Annotated in this window: 19 protein-coding genes; 14 read left to right on the top strand and 5 right to left on the bottom strand. The window is 34.6% G+C overall.

Features of this window, described 5'->3' with window-relative positions:
- Positions 1-5 precede the first annotated feature (5 nt).
- The 13 genes from PKK00_10955 to PKK00_10895 all read left to right on the top strand — a co-directional run bounded on the left by PKK00_10955 (position 6) and on the right by PKK00_10895 (position 14726).
- The gene (locus tag PKK00_10955; GenBank protein HNW98917.1) at positions 6-2225 is read left to right on the top strand and encodes an NADP-dependent isocitrate dehydrogenase; all 2220 of its coding nucleotides are present in this window, start codon (positions 6-8) and stop codon (positions 2223-2225) included.
- A gap of 52 nt (positions 2226-2277) precedes the next feature.
- Complete coding sequence (citD, locus tag PKK00_10950) at positions 2278-2574, top strand: citrate lyase acyl carrier protein (protein ID HNW98916.1); 297 nt, start codon at positions 2278-2280, stop codon at positions 2572-2574.
- 8 nt (positions 2575-2582) lie between these two features.
- Positions 2583-3464, top strand: coding sequence for an aldolase/citrate lyase family protein (locus PKK00_10945; GenBank protein HNW98915.1), 882 nt, complete (start codon positions 2583-2585; stop codon positions 3462-3464).
- A 12-nt stretch (positions 3465-3476) separates the two neighbouring features.
- Positions 3477-5030 carry a citrate lyase subunit alpha gene (citF, locus tag PKK00_10940; GenBank protein ID HNW98914.1) on the top strand — a complete coding sequence of 518 codons (1554 nt, stop codon included), beginning with the start codon at positions 3477-3479 and terminating at the stop codon, positions 5028-5030.
- Positions 5030-6421 carry a triphosphoribosyl-dephospho-CoA synthase gene (locus PKK00_10935; GenBank protein HNW98913.1) on the top strand — a complete coding sequence of 464 codons (1392 nt, stop codon included), beginning with the start codon at positions 5030-5032 and terminating at the stop codon, positions 6419-6421. Before citF ends, PKK00_10935 begins: the two co-directional genes overlap by 1 nt.
- Positions 6411-7484, top strand: coding sequence for a [citrate (pro-3S)-lyase] ligase (gene citC, locus PKK00_10930; GenBank protein HNW98912.1), 1074 nt, complete (start codon positions 6411-6413; stop codon positions 7482-7484). Before PKK00_10935 ends, citC begins: the two co-directional genes overlap by 11 nt.
- Before the next feature lie 738 nt (positions 7485-8222).
- Positions 8223-9479 carry a DNA methyltransferase gene (locus tag PKK00_10925; GenBank protein HNW98911.1) on the top strand — a complete coding sequence of 419 codons (1257 nt, stop codon included), beginning with the start codon at positions 8223-8225 and terminating at the stop codon, positions 9477-9479.
- Positions 9469-9837, top strand: a complete 369-nt coding sequence (locus PKK00_10920; protein HNW98910.1) for a hypothetical protein — start codon at positions 9469-9471, stop codon at positions 9835-9837. The genes PKK00_10925 and PKK00_10920 overlap by 11 nt, the downstream gene beginning before the upstream one ends.
- 11 nt (positions 9838-9848) lie before the next feature.
- A complete protein-coding gene (locus PKK00_10915; GenBank protein HNW98909.1) occupies positions 9849-10571 on the top strand; it encodes an MjaI family restriction endonuclease in 723 nt (240 codons plus the stop codon).
- A gap of 181 nt (positions 10572-10752) precedes the next feature.
- A complete protein-coding gene (locus PKK00_10910) occupies positions 10753-11517 on the top strand; it encodes an exodeoxyribonuclease III (protein ID HNW98908.1) in 765 nt (254 codons plus the stop codon).
- 171 nt (positions 11518-11688) lie between these two features.
- A complete protein-coding gene (locus PKK00_10905) occupies positions 11689-12744 on the top strand; it encodes an OmpA family protein (protein HNW98907.1) in 1056 nt (351 codons plus the stop codon).
- Between the two features lie 78 nt (positions 12745-12822).
- Positions 12823-13443 (top strand): hypothetical protein, encoded by a 621-nt coding sequence (locus tag PKK00_10900; GenBank protein ID HNW98906.1) that lies wholly within the window; start codon positions 12823-12825, stop codon positions 13441-13443.
- A gap of 113 nt (positions 13444-13556) precedes the next feature.
- The gene (locus PKK00_10895) at positions 13557-14726 is read left to right on the top strand and encodes a serine hydrolase (GenBank protein HNW98905.1); all 1170 of its coding nucleotides are present in this window, start codon (positions 13557-13559) and stop codon (positions 14724-14726) included.
- 1 nt (position 14727) lies between these two features.
- Here PKK00_10895 and PKK00_10890 read toward each other — a convergent pair whose 3' ends face one another.
- The 3 genes from PKK00_10890 to PKK00_10880 all read right to left on the bottom strand — a co-directional run bounded on the left by PKK00_10890 (position 14728) and on the right by PKK00_10880 (position 22045).
- Positions 14728-15339 carry a polysaccharide deacetylase family protein gene (locus tag PKK00_10890; protein HNW98904.1) on the bottom strand — a complete coding sequence of 204 codons (612 nt, stop codon included), beginning with the start codon at positions 15337-15339 and terminating at the stop codon, positions 14728-14730.
- A gap of 8 nt (positions 15340-15347) precedes the next feature.
- A complete protein-coding gene (locus PKK00_10885; protein ID HNW98903.1) occupies positions 15348-18599 on the bottom strand; it encodes a DUF2723 domain-containing protein in 3252 nt (1083 codons plus the stop codon).
- A gap of 215 nt (positions 18600-18814) precedes the next feature.
- Positions 18815-22045, bottom strand: coding sequence for a DUF2723 domain-containing protein (locus PKK00_10880; protein ID HNW98902.1), 3231 nt, complete (start codon positions 22043-22045; stop codon positions 18815-18817).
- 219 nt (positions 22046-22264) lie between these two features.
- Here PKK00_10880 and PKK00_10875 point away from each other — a divergent pair, with 219 nt between their 5' ends.
- Positions 22265-22483 carry a DUF2892 domain-containing protein gene (locus PKK00_10875; GenBank protein ID HNW98901.1) on the top strand — a complete coding sequence of 73 codons (219 nt, stop codon included), beginning with the start codon at positions 22265-22267 and terminating at the stop codon, positions 22481-22483.
- 10 nt (positions 22484-22493) lie between these two features.
- On the opposite strand, the gene PKK00_10870 is transcribed toward PKK00_10875, so the two are convergent.
- Together PKK00_10870 and PKK00_10865 are read right to left on the bottom strand one after the other, a co-directional pair.
- Entirely contained in the window at positions 22494-22940 is a 447-nt protein-coding gene (locus tag PKK00_10870) for a nucleoside deaminase (protein HNW98900.1), read from the bottom strand.
- A 4-nt stretch (positions 22941-22944) separates the two neighbouring features.
- A complete protein-coding gene (locus PKK00_10865) occupies positions 22945-23286 on the bottom strand; it encodes a DUF2141 domain-containing protein (protein HNW98899.1) in 342 nt (113 codons plus the stop codon).
- Positions 23287-23403 lie beyond the last annotated feature (117 nt).

Raw genomic sequence — 23403 nt, 5'->3', positions numbered from 1 at the left:
TAGATATGACAAAAATTATTTATACAAACGTTGATGAAGCTCCTGCGTTAGCAACATATTCATTTTTACCAATAGTTGAAGCATTTACTGGCGTTGCCGGAGTTTCTGTTGAAACAAGAGATATATCCCTTGCAGGCAGAATAATTGCAAGCTTTCCTGAATATTTAACCGAATCGCAAAGACAAGGTGATGACCTCGCTGAATTGGGAAAATTAGCTACAACTCCCGAAGCTAATATTATTAAGTTACCTAACATCAGCGCTTCTGTTCCGCAACTTGTTGCTGCAATTAAAGAATTGCAATCGAAAGGTTACGCTTTGCCCGATTATCCTGAAGCTCCAAAAGATGACAAAGAAAAAGAAATAAGAAGTAAATACGATAAAGTTAAGGGAAGTGCCGTTAATCCTGTATTACGAGAAGGTAATTCCGACAGGCGTGCTCCTCTTTCTGTAAAAAATTACGCAAGAAAAAACCCTCATAAAATGGGTGCATGGACTGCTGATTCAAAATCGCATGTTGCACACATGAATTCCGGAGATTTCTTTTCAAATGAAAAATCGTTAACGCTTAGCGATGCTTGCGATGTTAGAATTGAATTCGTTGATAAAGAAAATAAGATAAAAGTATTGAAAGAAAAACTTTCGCTGAAAGCCGGAGAAATCATTGATTCTACAGTAATGAATGTTCGTGCTCTCAGGTCGTTCATTGGCGAACAAATTGAAGATGCAAAAAAGCAGGATGTTTTATTCTCGGTACACCTGAAAGCAACCATGATGAAAGTGTCTGACCCGATTATCTTCGGACATGTTGTAAGCGTCTTCTTCAAAGAGGTTTTTGAAAAACACCGTACCACTTTCGAAAAAATTGGAGTTGATCCGAATAATGGATTGGCTGACCTTTTTGCAAGAATTAAAAATTTACCAGAAAATCAGAGAGCGGAAATAGAAGCAGATATAAATGCTTGTTACAAGAACAGACCAAAACTTGCAATGGTCAATTCCGATAAAGGCATCACCAATCTTCATGTTCCAAGCGATGTAATTGTTGACGCATCAATGCCTGCTTGTATTCGTGAATCAGGACGCATGTGGAATGCAGAAGGAAAACTTCAGGATACAAAAGCAATAATTCCTGACAGAAGCTATGCAGGTGTTTACAAAGCAACCATCGAATTCTGTAAGAAAAATGGCGCTTTCGATCCTACCAAGATGGGAACAGTTCCTAATGTTGGGTTAATGGCTCAGCAAGCTGAAGAATACGGTTCGCACGATAAAACTTTTAAAAGCCCCGGAAATGGCGTGATTCGGGTTATCACAACTTCCGGAAATATTTTGTTAGAGAATAATGTTGAAGAAGGTGATATCTTTAGAATGTGCCAGGCTAAAGATGCTCCGATCCAGGACTGGATAAAGCTGGCTGTAACCAGAGCCAGATTATCGAACACACCTGCTATTTTTTGGTTAGATGATAAACGAGCTCACGATACTCAGATTATCGCAAAGGTTAAGAAATACCTGCCAACTCACGATACCAAAGGACTCGATATTCAAATCATGTCACCCGTTGATGCAACACTGTATACTTTAGCAAGACTAAAAGATGGTAAGGATACGATTTCAGTAACAGGTAATGTTCTTCGCGACTACCTTACCGATTTATTTCCAATTATGGAAGTGGGTACAAGCGCAAAGATGTTATCAATTGTTCCCCTTATGAACGGTGGTGGATTATTCGAAACCGGCGCCGGTGGCTCAGCTCCAAAACATGTTCAGCAATTTGTTGAAGAAGGTTATCTGCGTTGGGATTCTCTTGGCGAATTTTTAGCGCTTGCTGCTTCATTGGAACACTTGGCAATAAATTCTAAAAATGATAAAGCACAGGTTTTGGCCGATACGCTTGATAAAGCTACCGGTAAATTCCTTGATGAAGATAAATCGCCAAAACGAAAAGTTGGCGAGATTGACAATCGCGGAAGTCATTTCTATCTTGCTTTATACTGGGCGCAGGAGTTATCTAAGCAAACCAAAGACGCAGACCTGAAAAACCGTTTTACAAAAGTTGCCCAACAAATGGAAGAAAATGAAACCAAAATAGTATATGAGCTGAATGCCGCTCAGGGCAAAGCAGTTGATATTGGTGGTTACTACAGACCAAATTTCGAATTAACGTCAAAAGCAATGAGACCAAGTGTTACATTCAACAAAATAATTGATAGTATTAACTAACATTTGCCAGGTTGTTAAACAAAAAATATTAGGAAGATAAAAAATAAAAATTATGGTAATTAAACAACAAGCTCAGGCAGGAACTTTTGAATCTAGCGATATGCTGGTCTTGGTTGAGCCGGTTTCTGAAGGTACAGGCAGAATAATTGAATTGCATTCACCTGTTATGATCCAGTTCGGGAAAAGCATAAAAGAAGAAATCATTAACGTCCTGGATGAATATGAAATAAAAGACGTACGACTGATCTGCAATGACAAGGGCGCATTAAGTGCCACTATCAGCGCGAGAGTTGAAACGGCTATCCGAAGAGCGTTAATGATACAAGACGGAGTTCTACCATCAAAATAATTTTTTATATGAAAAAACATAAAAGACGTACAGCCTTATATATTCCCGGACATAACCCTGCCATGGTTCAACAGGGCGGTGTTTATGGTGCCGATATGGTGTTGCTCGACTTAGAAGATTCAGTTGCTCTATCGGAAAAAGATGCAGCAAGAATTTTAGTCAGGAATATGATCAAGGCAATCAATTTTTATAATACCGAAGTAACCGTTCGAATTAATCATATCGATACGCCATTTGGAATTACAGACCTTGAATACATTGTTCCTGTTAAGCCCGAAGCCATACGCCTGCCAAAGATCGAAACAAAAGATGATGTGATTCGTGTGATTGAAATGATTGAAAAAATCGAGAAGAAACATGGTATTCCTTCCGGGAATATTAAAATTCATCCAATGATCGAAACAGCTATTGGAGTTCAGAATGTTTTCGAAATTGCCGGTGCACATCCATGCATAGATGCTATCACTATTGGCGGTCAGGACCTAACAGCAGATATGGGAATTGTAAAAACCAAAGATAATGCGGGTTTGGATTATGCACGTAAAGCAATTGTTATGGCAGCAAAAGCAAACAGGATTGATGCTTTGGATTCGGTTTTTGCAGATGTGAATGATGATGAAGGTTTGCGTATAGAAACGGAATATGCAAAAAAAATAGGGTTCACCGGTAAAGCAGTAATTAACCCCAGGCAGATCGATATCATTCACGATGTGTTCAATCCAACGGATGAGGAAATAAGAGTTGCTATTAAGATTGTTAAAGCATTCAACGAAAATATTGCAAAGGGCATAGGTGTATTTGCTCTCGACGGAAAAATGATCGATGCTCCTGTTGTTACAAGAGCACAACATGTTTTGAATTTAACGGACATTGATATTAATGAAATGTAATTTTTATAATACATGAAAAATGTTTTAGGTAGAGATATTCCGGAATATATTGAAGGAATAGGCAAATTAGAACCATTTCAGGGTGCATGGACAAAATTAAAAGAAGGTTGGATGAATGAACCTCCTGTTGCTATTGCAACCAAAGCGAAACTGCCCCACGAAAATAAATTATACAAAACTCTTGAAGAAGCCATTATTAAAACAAATCCGGTTAACGGAATGACTGTTTCATTTCATCATCATTTAAGAGAAGGAGATGATGTAATTGTAAACTGTATTTCAATCCTAGCGAAACTGGGAATCAAAAATATGACACTTGCATCATCGTCATTAACCACGGCACACGACGGACTTGTGCCTTATCTTCAGGATGGAACAATAACAAGAATATATTCATCAGGAATTCGCGAGAAGCTTGGCAAAGCTATATCAAAAGGTGTGCTTGATATACCTGTTATTATTCAGTCGCACGGTGGCAGGGCAAGAGCAATAAGGACAGGAAAAATAAAAATCGATCTTGCTATTATTGCAGCGGCATCTGCCGATTGCGAAGGCAATGCTACGGGTACCGACGGAAAATCAGCATTTGGCTCTATCGGTTATTCCATGGTTGACGTGGAATATGCCAAACAAGTAATTGTGGTAACCGACAATCTGGTTGATTATCCCTGTATTCCAATATCAATTCCTCAAAACTATGTTGACTATGTTGTAAAAGTTGATTCTATTGGTGATCCATCAAAAATTGCATCAGGAACTACGCGTATAACTAAATCACCAATGGACCTTCGAATTGCAAGATTAGCCGCAGATGTGATTGAGCATTCCGGATTTTTTGTAAATAATTTTTCTTTTCAGGTTGGTGCCGGAGGTGCTACTCTTGCAGTTGCAAAATTCATCAGGGAAAAAATGATAAAGAAAAATATTACCGGAAGTTTTATGCTTGGCGGTATTACTTCGTATTGTGTAGACATGCTTAACGAAAATTTATTCAAAGCCCTTTTTGATGTCCAGTCTTTTGATGCAGCTGTCAGCAGTTCGTTGCTTAATAATAAAAGGCATATTGAAGTTTCTTCTACATTATACGCAAATCCTTTTAATTGCGGATGCCTTACCAATAAACTCGATATTGTTGTTCTGGGTGTATTGGAAATTGATGTTGATTTTAATGTAAATGTTATTACAAGTTCTGAAGGTTATATCACCGGTGCTTCGGGCGGTCATTCCGATACAGCTTCAGGTGCCAAGCTTGCTGTAGCTGTTTGTCCGTCTTTCAGAGGTAGAATTCCAATCATTAAAAAAAATGTAAACACTGTTGTTACTCCCGGCGAAAGTATTGATGTATTGGTTACTGAACGCGGCATTTGTGTAAACCCGAAAAACAAAGAACTGGAAACAAGATTGCGGAAAGCAGGTTTGAACATCAGGGATATTCACGATTTGGAAAAAGAAGTTGATGGAATTACCGGCGTTCCCGAAAAGATACAATTTACAGATAAGATTGTTGGTATTGTTGAATACCGCGATGGGACTATCATTGATGTAATCCGACAAGTGAAAGAATAATGAACGAAAATGATAAAATTCTTGAAGGGATTTTACTTGCAAAAGAGAAACGTTCATTAATAAAAGAATCTATTAAAAATGAAGGTTATGTTTCTTTGAGTTTTTCATTAAACATACCCGGATATCCAAAAACTTCCAATGATATAACTGCTTTTTTTGATTCGGTTTTAGTTCAATTGAAAATATTTTTATCTGCTAATCGAATTGAAATTGCAAATGAGTATAATCAAACCGATGATGCCGGGAACATTTTTATTTCTTCAATAAAATCATCTTTCCTTTCTATTCAAAACATAAAGCAACTTTGTGAAACATTTGAAGAAAGGCATGAATTGGGGAGGCTCATCGATATTGATGTAACCGATAATGATGGGAAATATATTTCTTCGGGAAAAAATAAACTTTGTTTTTATTGCGGGTCATATTCTGCTTTGGATTGCATGCATTCAAAACGCCACGATTATTCAGATGTACGAAATTTTATTTTTGAAAAAATTAAAAACTATTTAATTGTTCAGCAAAAAGAAAAAGTTTGTAATACCCTTGCATCTTACGCGTCAAGAGCCATTCTTTACGAGATTTCACTGACTCCAAAACCGGGCCTTGTTGATTTTAATAATTCAGGGAAACATACAGACATGGATTACTATACATTTCTGGATAGCAGTTCGGTAATTTCCCCTTACTTTTATAAGATTGCTGAAAGAGGATTTTTGTTTGATAAACATCTTTCATCTGCCCTGGCTTCAATACGGGAAATCGGATTGACCATGGAAAAAGAAATGTTTGAAGTTACCAAAGGAATCAACACGCAAAAAGGAATTATTTTTTTAATGGGAGTTGCTGTCTTTGCTTCAGCCAGGCTGATTTCAGAGAAAAAAACTTTTGATTTAACAGAGTTCTCATCTATAGCAAAAAATATCGGAGAAAATTTATTAAGCGAGTTCGATGAAAAAACTTCTGAGAAAACCCATGGCAGAATTTGTGTTCAGAAATATGGAAAACAAATTGCCGGCGGAGCAAGATATGAAGTTGCTGAAGGGTTTAATACTACCATAAAATATGGCTTGCAGATGCTCAATGATTCCGAATTGGAAAAAATCAGCGCAACGGAAAAACAAAAGATACTTTTTAAATCTTTACTTTTGCTTATCGGGAACAATAATGATACAAATGTTATTTTCAGAAGCAACACTGCGATTCTAGAAGAATTAAAGTTATTGGCAATGAAAACATTTAATTCAAAATCGGAGGATGAACAAAAAAATAATTATAAAATCCTCGAAAATTTTTGCCTCGAAAAAAATATTTCGCCTGGCGGTTCTGCCGATTTGCTTGCTGTTGCTGTATTTTTATATTTAGTAAAAAACAAGTATTCGTATGATCGTTGAAAATACAGATTACAGGTATGAAGTAATGGATATGAAAAATCCTTACGATGTAAAAAAAGTAAAAGATTTTTTACGACCATTAGGATTTGATTTTATTCCCGATGAGATTGATTATACTGTAATCCTTATTAATCTGAATGATGAATTAATAGCTACCGGTTCACTTAAAAAAAATATTTTAAAATTTGTTGCTGTTTCGCCAAAATACAGGGATACCACAGCATTTTCATTTATAGTAAAGCATTTGAGCGAACAGGTTTTATTAAAACACAAAACCGTATTTGTTTTTACAAAACCTGAAAACGTAAAAAAATTTGAAGGTATCGGATATACTGAAATTGCTTCTGCCCTGCCTACTTATGTATTACTCGAGTTTGGTTATGAAACCATCGACAATTACAAAGCATATCTGAAATCCAAAAAGATTAATAAAGCAAATCTATCTGTTGCTTCGATTGTTGTTAATTGCAATCCTTTCACGAATGGGCATAAATATCTTATTGAAAAGGCTGCTTCTGAAAATGATGTGTTATATCTTTTTGTTGTGGAAGAAGACCAATCTGTATTTGGTTTTGATATCCGCTGGAAATTAATTGCAGAAGGAATTAGTCATTTGAAAAATGTTATCATGCTTCGCGGAGGAAATTACATTGTTTCATCGGCAACATTCCCTGCATATTTTTTAAAGAATGAAAAAATAGATTTGATCACACAAAAGCAAACAGAGCTTGATGTTACTGTTTTTACTAAACATATAGCTCCTGTCCTTGAAATTAAAAAGAGATATGTTGGAACGGAAACATATTGCAAAACAACAGCAGAATACAACAAGTCGATGAAATATATTCTTTCAAAAAATAATATTGAATTAATCGAAATTCCGCGATTGGCAATAGGAAGCGAAGATAATTTTGTGAGTGCCTCAAAAATAAGAAAAGCCATAAAAGAAAATAAACTCGATGAATTTTTGGAATTCCTTCCCGATTCAACTAAAAAATTCCTTTTGTCAAAAGATTCTGAAAAAATAAAAAATCAAATCAAATCTTCCTCGTCAAGACATTAATTTTTCAAATAGTAACTGTTTTTATTTTATCTTTTTTAAATATTATGTGGAAATTTCTGCCACAAAGGCACAAAGTCTCAAAGTTTCACGAAGCTTGGTTTTGCTGGCATTGTATGTTCTTTGTGATTCTTAGTGTCTTGGTTACTTAGCGGCAATAATTATGTAATTGCAAAATAATTTATGAATTTTAAACAAAAAATAAATACAATTAGTATTACATATATTCAATCGGTATTATTTTTAATTTAGCAATGATTTGAATTTTGTTAAAGGTTGAAAGTTTAGAGCAACTTGTTTGGTTTAATGTTATTGATTAAATGTAAAATTTAAACTTACCAAATTTGACGACTAACCAAGCCAGCTGCAACAAACCATCAACATATAACTAAAAAAATACTTATTAATGAAAATAATCACCTACAATGTAAATGGTTTGCGAACAAATAATAAAAATGAATTTATACTCGTTCTTATCAGGTTTGCAAAAGCAAAACTGTTTAGAACGAATTATACCGTACAGAAAACAAAAAATATTTTTGCAAACCTTTTTTCTGTCGGTATAAATCAAATAACTGCAACTCTATGAAATTACCTGAATAAAGTAGTATATAAGTTGGTGGTAATGGTAAAAAAAGAAACTTAAAATTGACATAAAAATCGTATAATTTAAGTAACTTTGTATAATCGGTATTTGAAATGAAAACCCATCATAAAATAATTAACGGTGACAGTAGGCAAATGACTGAATTGTCAGACAATTCAGTACATTTGGCTATTACTTCACCACCATATTGGCAGTTAAAAGATTATGGAACTGAAAATCAAATTGGCTTCCATGATAGTTACGAGAATTATATCAACAACCTGAATTTAGTTTGGAAAGAGTGTTACCGCACTCTTCATAAAGGTTGCAGGTTGTGCATAAATATTGGCGACCAATTTGCCAGAGCAGTTTATTACGGACGCTATAAAGTCATTCCTATTCGTGAGGAAATCATCAAGTTTTGTGAGAATATCGGGTTTGACTATATGGGTGCTACCATTTGGCAAAAAGTTACTACTTCCAACACAACAGGTGGCGGTGTTCAAATGGGTTCTTATCCGTATCCAAGAAATGGAATTTTGAAACTTGATTACGAGTTTATTCTTGTGTTCAAAAAACTTGGTGACAGCCCAAAACCGACTAAAGAGCAAAAAGAACTTTCCAAAATGACTGCCGAAGAATGGAATACTTTTTTTGCCGGGCATTGGAATTTTATAGGCGCTAGACAAAACGGACATATCGCAATGTTCCCGGAAGAACTGCCAAAACGACTAATTAAAATGTTTTCGTTTGTTGGGGAAACTGTTCTTGACCCATTCGCAGGAAGCGGAACAACAGCATTAGCTGCAAAAAATAACGACAGAAATTCTGTTGGCTTTGAAATCAATCCTGAATTTATTCCGATCATTAGAGAAAAACTGGATGTTCATCAAAAGGACTTGAACGGAACAACTTATGAATTTATAACTCAACAACTGATAACAACTGGCTTTGAAAATGAAATTCAAAAACTTCCTTATTTATTCAAAGACCCACATACACTGGATAAAAAAATTGATTTAAAGAAACTTCAATTTGGTTCTAAGATTGACAAGGACAGTTCAAACAAACGAGAAGAACTATATACAGTAAAAGAAATTATTAGCCCGGAAAAAATTCGTTTAAGCAATGATCTAACAATAAAATTACTTGGTATAAAAGAAGACCCCTTGGTTAACGGGAAGGCTGTCTTATTCCTTATTGAAAAAACAAAAGGGAAAAGAGTGTTTCTGAAATACGATAATGTAAAACACGACAGCGAAAACAATTTGCTTTGCTATCTCTATCTTGAAAACAAAACATTTATTAATGCACATTTAATTAAAAATGGATTAGCACAAGTAGATAGTAATATAAAATATAAACACAAAGAAAAATTTCAAATTTTATTTCAAGCAGCACATGCCTATTAATTTTACACAAGCAGAAAGAAATCGATTGCTACAATTTTTAAATTTCGGAATAAATAACGCATTTAACGCTCCAACAATCGCGGCACACATGGGATACCCTACTGGTGGAAATCAAGTCAAAACCAGAAATCTAATTAGAGAGTGTATTCAACATGATCATGATTTAATTGCCAGCACTTTAAAAAAACCAAGAGGTTTCTACAAAATACACAGAAACAATATCCAAGAATTGCATGATTATCTTGACTCACTTGAGAACAGAGCAAGAGAAATCAATGGGAGAAGAACTAACCTCATTTATAATTGGAATGTTTCTGTTCCTGCAAATCAAACCAATAGAAATATTTTACCTTATTAGTAACTATTATTATGGAAGAATTAGAAGAAGAACAACCAATTTATAAATATGCAAAACCTTTCGGTAAAAAGGAGAAAGTATTAAATTACACAAGTAACGCATATCAACTTACAAGACCAAGTAAAGTTGGTGCCGTAATGGCTCTTATTCGTGAGTGCCAACCAAAAACTTTTAAAGAATGGCATGAGTACTATTTTGAAAACGCATATACAAAAACTAAAGTTCCAATTAAAATTACCAAAGAAATTTTAACCGAATTGGGAGAACGCCTTTATGAGAAAATTACTGAAGTTGTAATACCGGAATGGACAGAAGCATTCAAACAGATTACAAAGCAAGACTGCTATGATTATGTTTATGAAGTTACAATTCCAAGAACCTATGATGGATTTTTAACTGAAAAGTCTGTCATTAATGATTTTCTCGCTAATAAATTTCCTGAAATAAAATTTGAAGAATCAGATTGTGACTTAGACCATTCAGGAGATGTAGATTATTTAGGTAAAGTTGGCACAAAAGCTTTTGGAATTCAAATTAAGCCAATAACAGGAAATTCAAATTTTGGCAATTACAAATTAACCGAAAGAATGCAAGCAAATTTTGATGCTTTTGAAGAAAAGTATGGAGGAAAAGTTTTTGTTGTTTTTTCATCAAAAATTGGAAACAAGAAGGAAATTCAGAATAAAGAAGTTTTAGAAGAAATAACACAAGAAATTATTCGGCTAAAAATGTGATAAAAAATCACATACCGCCAATAGTGTGTTTGTGCTTTTTAATTGCACAAGTACTTAATCCGTTAAACTCATAAAAGAATAGTGTTAATTATTAACAGTAAAACTAAAATATAAATCTTTTGACTACCAACTAAGCCAGCTGCAACAAACCATCAACATATAACTAAAAAAATACTTATTAATGAAAATAATCACCTACAATGTAAATGGTTTGCGTGCTGCAATTGGCAAGGGTTTGATAAGCTGGCTTAAAACTGTAAATCCCGATATTGTTTGTTTCCAGGAAACCAAAGCACAGCCCGATCAAATTCCTATTTTTGAATTTGAAGAAGCCGGTTATCAAAGCTTCTGGCATTCGGCACAGAAAAAGGGTTACAGCGGTGTTGGTATTCTTACAAAGAAAAAACCCGATCATGTTTTTTACGGAATGGGAATTGAAAAATATGATAACGAAGGGCGTTTCCTTCGTGTTGATTATGGCGATATTTCTGTTGTTAGTGTTTATCATCCTTCGGGTTCAAGTGGCGATGAACGCCAGGATTTTAAAATGATCTGGCTTGAAGATTTTTTGAATTACATAAATGAATTAAAAAAAATCCGTCCCAATTTAATTCTTTGTGGCGATTATAATATTTGTCATAAACCCATTGATATCCACGACCCGATTCGGAATGCAACATCATCAGGATTCTTACCTGAAGAACGCGAATGGCTGTCGCGCTTTATCGACAGTGGTTTCATTGACTCGTTCCGTTATTTCAACAGCGAACCAAAACAATATACATGGTGGAGTTTCAGGGCAAATGCACGCGCCAAAAATCTTGGCTGGCGTATCGATTACAATATGGTAAGCAAACCGCTGGAAAATAAATTAAAGCGTTCGGTAATTTTACCCGATGCAAAACATTCCGACCATTGTCCGGTTTTACTTGAAATCGATTTTTAATAATCTGTTATGCAGGAAAAACCTGTTTTGTTAGCTGTCATGCCTGAAAAATGAGGCATCTTAATTTAGATTCCTCGTTTCACTCGGAATGACAGACGTTTTCATTTTCAAAAGCAAAACTTATTTTTAATATTAATTTTATACTTTTGTAGAAATCTAAAATTCAGTAAAATGAAAATATCAAAAATGAAACCTGTTCTTTACGTTGCTGTTTGCAGTGCTTTTCTTTTTTCCTGTGTCCCTGCACGTCAGTTGGAAGAAATGAAAAAAAAGAAAGAAGCTTGCGAAAAGGAAAACACAAATTATAAAACTGAAAACGAAGCGCTAACAACAAAAACAACAGAATTGGGAGCTGCAGTTGAAATTCTTAAAAAAAGGATTTCAGGTCTTGAGCTGGATTCAACTGTTCGCGGAACTTCTCTAAAAACAATGACCACCAACTATGACCAGTTGAATAAAACCTACCAGGAACTTATGGCAAACTTAAAAGAGTTGAATGAAGGAAAAACTACTGAAACACAAAAAATCCTGAAAGAACTTCAGTCAGCAAAAGACAGCTTGATTTCAAAAGAAGATGCTTTGAAAAAGCTTGCTGCAAGCCTTGAAGCAAAAGAAAAAAATCTCAACACACTAAGTAAAGAACTCGAAACATCAAAAACCGATTTGGAAAAATCACAATCGGAGCTTGATGCCAAATCAGCTAAACTTGCTGAACTGCAAAGCATATTAAACAAAAAAGATTCTACGGTAAAAGCTTTGAAAAATAAAGTTCTTGACGCACTTACCGGTTACGAAGGAAAAGGATTGACCATTACCCAGAAAAACGGAAAAGTTTATGTTTCGCTTGAAGAAAGTTTGTTGTTTGCTTCGGGCAGTTTCACTGTTGATGCAAAAGGAGTGGATGCTATTAAAAAACTTTCAAAGGTTCTTGAAACCAATACCGATATCAATGTATTGATAGAAGGGCATACCGATAATGTTCCTTACAACGGGACAGGTGCATTAAAAGACAATTGGGATTTGAGCGTAATGCGTGCAACAGCTATTGTAAAAATCATTACCGCTAACAGCAGTGTTGAACCAAAACGCCTTACGGCAGCAGGACGTAGTCAATACGACCCCATCACTCCCAATTCTACAAAAGAAGAAAAAGCTAAAAACCGTCGTATCGAAATTATCCTGACTCCCAAACTCGACGAGCTTTTCCAGATTATAGAAAGCAATTAATTAAAAATATATTTATCGTAATAAAAAAATGTCAGGCTTCGATAAACTCAGCCTGACATTTTTATAATAAACAGAACCATGAATAAAAGTATTTTCACATTTCTCATAGCATTTATGTTTGCAGGAATAATGAGTCCGCAAGCACAAAATAAAAATGCGGGATTTTTACTTTCCAATAATGTTACCTCGTTTCCTGTTACCGGTTACCCTAAGGTTTTCTACAGTCAGCTTCATCCGGGAATAGATTTTTTTTATAATCTGAAAATAAATAAAAAAGAAAAAAATCAGTTTTGGCTTTGCGCTGATTTTGGTGGATATTATCATCGATTTATTCAAACAGCTATTCGTTTGTATGCAACAGTTAATTATTTGAATCAAATAAATCAGCGTTTGAATTTATTTGCAGGATTAGGCGGTGGTTATCTTCATTCTTTTGAAAATATGACCACACTAAAATTGAATGATGAAGGAGTTTATGAAGTGAAAAGTAAATTAATAGGTCGCCCGCAAATGCTCATTGCTGTTGACCTTGGTGGAAATTATGCTTTGAAAAAAGATAATCCAAATTCCATGCGTTTGCAAATGAATATCCGAACTTATGTCCAGGGACCATTTGTAAACGGTTATGTTCCTTTTCTTCCGGTAAACACTTTTGCACTTGGCGTATCTATTCCTTTAACTTCAAAGAAAAAAGAATAAATAAATGCAGAATTTAAATGACTATTAATGACTCTGCTCTTGCGGACAAATGACAATTAAAATATTTTAGATTTAAGAATTTAGATTATAGACGAAGAATAAAAACTTTCATTATGAAAACACTCAAAATAATTTCAGCGATAATATTAATCATAGCAATTTCATCTTGTAAAAAAGAAAATATTGTTTCATCAACGGATTGCGATTGCAATTATGCAGACAGCAGCTCATCGCATCCTAAAAATGCGACGTTCAGGGCAGTAATTGATAAATACGTTCAAATGGGATTGCCTGGAATATCAGTTCTTGTAGAAGATTCAAATGGTGTTTGGGTTGGAGCAGGTGGTTATGCCGATATTGAAAATAATATAAAATTTACACCCTGTCATATTTCAAAAGCAGCCAGCATCACAAAGTTTCTTGTTGCAACATTATTTTTTAAATTGCAGGAAGAAGGAAAAATAAATATTGATGACCCCGTTTCAAATTATATTGATGCAAGTATATTAAAGAAAATAAAAAATGCAGATGGCATAACGATACGTCAATTAATGAATCATACAACAGGAATTTTTGATGTTATCACTTCCTCCGATTTTTATCTTGCCGTTTTGAATAATCCAAACAAAGATTGGACACAAGAAGAATTATTGAAATATGTGTATGGCGTTAATCCTTATGAATTGAATAATCCTTATCCTGCACACTACTCAAGCACTAACACATTATTGCTCTCAATGTGTATTGAAAATGCAACCGGTGAAAAACATGATAAACTTTTACGCGAAAAAGTTCTTGAACCTTTAGGCATGACAAGTACATACTATCAGGGAAGAGAAGAAATTCCATCAACCGCAGCACAGGGATATTTTGATTTGCATAACAACGGAAAAATAAATAACGTATCGAATCTGATAACCGGTAGTGGTAATGGTTATGGCGGAATTTTTTCAAATGTTTTCGATTTGCATAAATTTATCAAAGCCGTTCTTATTGATAAAACCATTTTAAGCCAGGCGTCGCTTGATCAAATGCTTAATTTTACACAGGAAGACACCGATTTTTATACTGGTTACGGTATAATTAAAAAATTTACTTTAAAACAAAATTATGGTATAGGGCACACTGGTCGCGACCTTGGCTATAATGCCGACCTTTTTTATTTTCCCGAAAGAAACATCACAATGGTATTTTTTGTGAATTACGGAACTAACGGTGAAAGCGCATTAAAACAGGTTTTCTTCGATTTTGAAAGCGAACTGGTGGATAAAATTTTAGAGTAAGTTAAAGTGTTTCAAATGAAAATCCTGTATCACTCATAATTTTCAGAAATTCGGGTAATACAAATTTTACTTTCTCGGAAGCTTTTATGGAATCGTGGAAAACCACAATAGAACCGGGTTTAATAAAGCGTACCGAATTTTGAAAACATTTTTCGGACGAAAGGTTATAATCGAAATCTCCCGATAAAACACTCCACATTATTATTTTATATTTTTTCTTCAGGCGATATATCTGCGAAGGTTTTATTCTTCCGTAAGGCGGACGGAACAAAGGCGATTTAATTATTGCATCAGCTTTTTCAATGTCGGAAATATAATTTTGTGAATGTGTTTTCCATCCGTTCAAATGCGAGTAGGTATGATTGCCAACGGTATTCCCATTTTTAATTATAGAATCGTACAGCACTGGATGCAATTCGATATTTTTTCCGAGACAAAAAAATGTTGCCTTAGCGTTATACTTATCGAGTGATTCTAAAATAAAATTTGTTGTTTGAGGATTTGGTCCGTCGTCGAAAGTAAGATATATTTCATTTTGTTTTGTATCTACACCCCAGCACAAATCTTTATTCAAGCATTTGCGAACCAGCCAGGGTGTAGATACAAGGAACATAATATATTTTATTTCGCCGGAACTTTAGTATTTGCCGGAGAGCTTGTATAACTTGCATAATATTTATCGAAATAGTCTTTAGCTTTTTTCGATAAACTATCCTGTCCGTGATTTTTAGTAACATATGAAATGCGATTCATCACAGCAAGAGATTGTTCAAGTTTACCTGTAACCGTTTTTGCCAAACCGGATTTAAAAGCCGAGTAATATTCAAGATTCTGAGCGTACAGTTCAGTAAGCCGTGAAATTATTTTATTCGCTTTTTCATTAGCTCCTGCTTTATAATAAGCTTCAGCAACAGGAAGAATAAAATAATTATAAGGTACTGTAGTTTCGGGCATAACTTCCATACATCTATCCAGAACTTTAATTGCAGAATCTTTTTTCCCTTCATTCACTAATACTTCCGCTAAACGGGCAAAATTATTTCTGAAATTCATTGTCATTCTTAAATTGGTTTCATCAAGATAAACTTCAGGGTTATTCATATTTCCCCATTTAAATTTATTCATGATATTATTATACATAACCGTAGAATTAATTTCTCCGGTTTGCCCGTTAGCTGTTTTTACTTTCAAAGGAACTAACCGATAAGCAAGTCCTTCGAGCTGGAAATATTTTTCGAGGTTAATGTACGCATCGTTTCCTGTAGTTATAGAAAAATATATCGGGCGTTTCCAGTTATTATGTGCAATAATATCAAGTACCGCCAAATTATTTTTTTGCACGCCTACACCTTTTACTTCCCATTCTATTTTATCAACTATAGAATCGGTCTGCTCTTTGGAAACAGTACCGCTTTTTATTACAGCATCTTTATCAATAGTTAGCTTGAATTTATTTGTCGGGAAAAAAGCAATTGATTTTCCTGACTGCAATGTTTTCTTTGTATTAGGATCATCACTAAGAACAACATCAAGCAGGTCTTTCAGTTCATAATATTTTCCCGGGTTGCAAATAGTAGTATCGCGAACAAAGTAAACAACATCTCGTGTCCCCTGCTTATACTGATCCCAGGTCATAGAGATAGGTGCAGGATCCGAATCATAGGCTTTACGTTTTATCTGATCGATATACCAGTCGGTATTCAGAAGACTTAAATTAACAACACGAACATCGGTACGTATACCTTCCACTTCCTGAACATACCACAAAGGGAAAGTGTCATTATCGCCATTGGTAAATAATATAGCATTGGGTGCGCATGAATTTAAATAGTTTGCCGCAAAGTCAAGACAGGTATATCGTTTTGAGCGATCATGGAATTTCCATTCTGCTTTTGCCATTACATAAGGAACAGCAAACAAACAAATAAGGGTAACAGCCAAAGCAATTATTTTATTGGGTTTAATATATTTTGTAATGGTATCGTATATTGCCAATACTCCCAGTCCAATCCAAATTGCAAAAGCATAGAATGAACCGGCATATGCATAATCCCTTTCCCTGGGCTCGCTTGGACCCTGATTCAGATAAATAACAATAGCCAAACCGGTCATTAAGAAGAATATTAAAACTACAATTCCATCTTTGTAATTTTTAGAAAATACATAGAACAATCCTATAAGTCCTAATATCAAAGGAAGAAAATAAAGACGTGCATTCCCTTTGTTTTCAAGATTTTCAGGAAGAAGTTCAACAGGCCCTATTCGTGATTTATCAATACTGTTTATTCCGCTTATCCAATTCCCATCAATTGGGTCGCCGGATCCCTGTAAATCATTTTGCCTTCCTGCAAAATTCCACATAAAATACCGCCAGTACATGTATCCCATTTGATACCTCATGAAATAATAAATATTTTCTCCGAATGTTGGAACTTTAGCGCTTTCGGTTTCCCCATAGTTATTTGTATATGAAACCGTTTTTCCTTTCACTTTTGCCCATTCTTTATATTCATCTTCTTTTTCCTCTTTCCACATGCGTGGGAAAATAGTACAGAACTTATCATCATAATTCGGAATGGAACTTTTTTTATCATCAGATATGACATATTTTCCTTTTGCATCATCCCTTGAATAAACAGGGTTTCCATCGGTATACGGTTCCTTATTATTTAACGGTGCATTATAATATTGCCCATAGAATAAAGGCCAGTCGCCATATTGTTCACGATTCAAATATGAAAGTAATGCAATAGCATTCTTAGGAGCATTTTCGTTTAAAGGGGTTTTGGCATTTGAACGTATTACCAAAATGAAAAATGTAGAATAACCTATCAGTAAAAAAATAACACTTAAAACAATGGTATTGATAAGCGGTTTATTATTCCTTACATAATAGAAGAATGCAACAATTCCTCCCAGAATAATTAAACGACCCAGGAAACTTAAAAAAGATGAACTTGCAGCAAATACAAGCAAAGCGAGTATAGAGCCTAATATAAGTATGTAGGTTTTTATTTTCGGATTTTGCTTAGTAGTATAAAGAATTCCGGTGGCAAGTAATGCAATGATTAACAACCCAAATAAAAGAGAACCAAAATTAAAAGGAAGTCCTAAAGTATTCACAAAAAGTAATTCGGTTTTTGCAAATAAATCAACCACATGGGGAATAATAACATACATTACCATTACAAGCATTAACAAACCTATGCCTGTAGCAAAAACGAACCCTTTAACAGAAGGTTTGTATTTTTTAAAATAGATAACGTAGGTAATTGCAGGTATAGCAAGAAGGTTCAGAAGATGCACGCCTATTGATAATCCAACCAGGTATGCAATAAGTATAATCCATTTCATGGAATACCTGTCATTGGCATTTTCTTCCCATTTTAATATGCACCAAAAAACTATGGCAGTAAAAAATGAAGAAGTAGCATAAACTTCGCCTTCAACAGCCGAAAACCAAAATGAATCAGTAAAAGTATAAGCTAACGAACCAACAAGGCCACTTCCTAATACTGCCCACATTTTCCCATCAGTAAGTTCACCATCGATGGTCGCTATTTTTTTTGCAATATGTGTAATCGACCAGAACAGGAAAAGAATAGAAAATGCACTTACAAGAGCCGACATGATATTGACCATACGTGCAACTTGTGTTAAATCATTGAAAGCAAATAATGAGAAAAAACGACCAAAGAGTTGAAAAGTTGGAGCACCCGGCGGATGACCTACTTCTAATTTAAAAGCTGTGGATATGTATTCACCGCAATCCCAGAAACTGGCAGTGGGCTCCGAGGTCATGATATACACAACGGATGCAACAATAAAAACAACCCATCCAAGTGTATTGTTTAATAATTTATAATTTTTCATAATTGCAAATATTATAAGTTGCGAATATATAAATTTTAGATGAAATGCCCTGACTTATTATGGCAATAATAAGAAAGGGCAACTACTGCTGCCCTTTCTTATATATTATACTCGTTCTTATTAAGAATGCAAAAGCAAATTTGATAAGTACGAGTTATGCCGATAGGAACAAAATAAAAAAATTACAAATCTGTTCCGTATCGTTATAAATCTGATTATTTGTTTTTATAAATATTATAGTATTTTTCAAAAATATCCTTAGAACGTGTAGTTAGTTTATCCTGTTTGTATTCGCTAGTTGTAAAAGCCAGTTGCTGCATTACATACAACGCCTGCTGAATATGCATATCAATCGCTTTTAATTTTGAATCTTTAAAAGAGAAATAATATTTTAAATTCTTTTCATAAAGATCAATCATATAAGAAGTGATTTTTTTAGCTTTTTCAAATGCTTTGGCTTTATAATATGATTGAGCAACGTAACATTCCAGATAATCATACGGAAGATTTTTTTCAGGGAATATTTCTTCACATTTATCAAGCACCTTTACAGCTGAATCGTATTTGCCTTCATCAGATAATGCATCAGCTAAACGGGTAAAACTGGTTTTTAAACTTCTAGCTGTGATCAGTACGGTTTCATCAAAATACAAACTGGTATCGTTAAAGTTTCCCCACTTAAATTTATTCATCAGGTTATCGTACATTATGGAAGTGTTCACAAAACCAATTTCTCCATCTGTATTTTTCGATTTTACCGGTACCAGCCTGTATGCAAGCCCTTCAAGTTGCAGGTAATTATTTAATCCTAAATATGTATTAGGACTTGAAGTGGACACAAAATAAACCGGTCGTTTCCAATCATTATGAGCAAGTAAATCAAGAATCATCAAGTTACTTTTATAAACACCGTAATTCCCTTTCTCTTTTATTTTCCATTCAATTGCAGGAACTATCGAATCTATTTTATCTTTTGGTACCGTTCCGTTATTAACAACTGTTGCACTATCCACAGGAATGCGGAAATTCTCAGTTGGAAAATAATCAACAGGGCCAATCTGACTTTGAAATTTAGCATCAGGATTATCTGTTGCAATAAAATCAAATAATTTTTTCAGGTCGATATAACCCGGAACCTGTTCATTCGGAATAAAATAAAGGTAATCGAGCGTACCTTCTTTATACCTGTCGTGAGTAAGAGCAAAAGGTACCGGGTCGGAATCATAGGCTTTACGTTTCATCTGATCGATGTACCAGTCGGTATTCAAAAGACTTAGATTGCAAACGCGAACATCGGTACGGATTCCTTCAACTTCCTGTGCATACCATAATGGGAATGTATCGTTATCCCCATTTGTAAACAGTATTGCATTAGGAGCGCATGAGTTCAGATAATCTGATGCAAAATCAACGCATGTATAGCGATGAGAACGATCATGATTATCCCATCCTTCTTTTGCCATTACATAAGGAACCGAGAAGAAACAAACCACAGTAACTGCAATTGCAACTATTTTAGGATTTGCTTTTTTGCTGAGCCATTCGAAAAGCGCCAGAACACCCATTCCTATCCAAATAGCAAACGCGTAAAATGACGCAGCATAAGCATAATCCCTTTCCCTGGGTTGATTGGGTGGTTGATTTAGGTAAACTAAGATAGCAAACCCTGTCATAAAAAATAAAAACATCACTGTAAGTGAATCGTTTGTATGCTTATTTAAATGATAATAGAATCCAAGAAATCCTAAAATCAAAGGCAGAAAATAAAACCTGCTCATTCCTTTATTGACAAGATTTGAAGGAATATTATCCTGCGAACCTAAACGACTATCGATAAATTTTATTCCGCTGTACCAGTTGCCTTCAATAGCGTTCCCATCGGTATTCCCTATATCATTTTGTCTGCCCACAAAATTCCACATAAAATACCGGAGATACATATGCCCTATCTGGTATTTAAAAAAGAATGCAAGATTATCAATAAAATTAGGTTTATCAATACTGGTTGTTTCGCCCGTTTCCGGGTCAGTATAAGTGGCTTTTCCTTTTACGTTCGCCCAATCTTTGTATGATTCGGGATGATGAAGCGATCCATCACTACTCCACATTCGCGGAAAAATAGTACAATAATCTTTATCGTAAGTAGGAATTGCATTTTTTCTGTCTTCAATTATAACATACTTTCCTGCTTTATCGTCGCGTGCATAAACAGGAGAACCATCGTCCCATTCGCTTTGTGGATTTCTTGGAGCACTGTAATATGGACCGTAAAATAATGGCCAATCGCCATATTGCTCGCGGTTAAGATATGCAAGCAATGCTATCGCGTTATTTGGTGCATTTTCATTAATAGGCGTTTTTGCATTGGAACGTATTATCAATATTAAAAACGTAGAATAACCAATCAGCAAAAAAGTAACACACAAAATAATTGTATTGGCAAGCTGCATCCTGTTTTTATTTTTAATGAAAAATGCAATGATAGCGCCTGTTACTATAGCCCTTCCCATAAAACTTACAAAAGATGTGCTTGTGCTTAAGATGATTATTTCAAATATTGCAGCAAGGATAATCAGGATGATTTTAAGTTTCGATGTCGGTTTTCCGGTATATAATAATCCAACTGTTATTATTGATACCAACAGCAAAGCAAAAAAGACAGAACCCGAATTAAAAGGCAGTCCCAAGGTATTAACAAAGAGTAATTCTGATTTAGCAAATAAATCAACAGTCTGAGGAATGATGACATACATTACCAAAACCAGCAGTATCAAACTTATTCCTGATGCAATAAAAAAATCTTTCCATGAAAGTTCTTTTTTTCTAAAATAGAATACAAATACAATTGCAGGAATTGCCAGCAAATTCAGTAGATGTACACCAATTGACAGACCCATAAGGTATGCAATAAGTATTACCCATTTAATAGAATATCTGTCTTCAGCATTCTCGTCCCATTTTAAAATAGCCCAGAATACTATCGCGGTAAAAAATGATGAGGTTGCATAAACTTCTCCTTCAACAGCCGAAAACCAAAATGAATCCGAAAAAGTATAAGCCAAAGCGCCAACAATACCGCTTCCAAAAACAGCATACATTTTTGCAGTGGTCATTTCACCTGACTTCAGGATTACTTTTTTGGAAAACATAGTAATGCTCCAGAAAAGGAAAAGTATTGTAAAACCGCTCACCAAAGCAGACATGGTATTTACCATCCGCGCAACCAGCGTTACATCATTAAATGCAAACAGCGAAAAGAAACGTCCCATTAATTGGAACATGGGAGCACCGGGAGGATGCCCCACCTGGAGTTTATATGCTGTAGCTATATATTCGCCACAATCCCAGAAACTGGCCGTAGGCTCAGATGTAAGAATATAAACAGCTGATGCCGCAATAAATACTGCCCATCCAATAATGTTGTTCAGAAGTTTGTAATTTTTCATTTCCATATTGTAAAAAGTCGAACGAAGGTATTAAAAATATTGTTAACTAATTTCCAAAATATTGTCAGAATAAACTTTCCATTTCATTATTTATTATTCGTTTAACATTTTTTTAATTAAACCGGCTTTTTGTTTTATTTTAATAATATATGCAGTTATCTACTTCCTTTTTATATTTTGTTTTTTAATATATTTGTAAAAAATTGATATCCGCAGAATATGAAGAAAAATATGGGTTCAACAGATAGAATTATCCGAAGCCTTGTTGCAATAATATTAGCAATCCTGATTATCACGGGAGTGTTATCGGGTATTGCAGCAATCATTTTGGGAATTCTTTCAGCAATATTAATGGTTACGGCAATATTAGGTTTTTGCCCTTTATATATATTATTTGGATTGCATACCCTCAGAACCCGCACTGGCATTGATTCTTAATCGTAAAAAATTATTTCCGTTTCTTTTTAAAAAAATCCTGTAATAATTTTTTTGCTTCTTTTTCGTGAATACCACTAACTATTTCGGTTGAAGGGTGAAGGAGTTTATCTGAATAATTCGAATAACCACGTTTTTCATCTTTGGCAGCATACACAATTTTTTTTACCTGTGTCCAGTATGATGCTCCTGCGCACATAGGACAGGGCTCCAGTGTTACATAAAGAGTACATTCTGTCAAATATTTTCCGCCAAGATAATTTGCAGCAGAAGTAAAAGCCTGCATTTCGGCATGAGCAGTAACATCGTTCAAATGTTCTGTATAATTATGAGCACGGGCTATGATTTTATTTTCACAAACAACCACTGCACCAATAGGCACTTCATCCGCATCAAAAGCTTTACGGGCTTCTTTCAATGCTTCTTTCATAAAGTATTCATCGGAGAATGCGGTGATCATTGGTTTAATAACTAATTAACTTTATTTCAATGGAAGTATTTTTTGTAAGATTAATTTTTGTTTCTTCAAATGATGGAGCGCTTATCACCGGTTCAACATTGTTTGAAAAACCATATTTTTCCTGCGGTATCCCCAGAAAATTTTTATCCATTTCTCCGTCTGAATCTTCATCATGAAACAATGCAATAGCATAATTCCCGGCAGGAACGGAAAACGTATAGTTTAATACATTTGCATTTACTGTAACAAATACTTTTTTATATTCTTTTCCTTCTTTAGGAAAATTATCCGCAACATTATATAAGCCAATCTGTACTTTTCCTTTTACTGTTTCAATTCCTGATATTTTTACAGTAAGATTAATATTTTGACCGAATAAAATATTTGTGATTGCTGTAAATACAATCGATATATACTAATGCTGAACAAAAATAGAAAAAATAATTAACAACCCAATGGTTAA

Source organism: Bacteroidales bacterium (genome assembly GCA_035353855.1).
GTDB lineage: Bacteria > Bacteroidota > Bacteroidia > Bacteroidales > CG2-30-32-10 > DAOQAK01.
The sequence above is the reverse complement of the archived record's forward strand: the minus strand, read 5'-3'. Positions and strand labels throughout refer to the sequence as shown.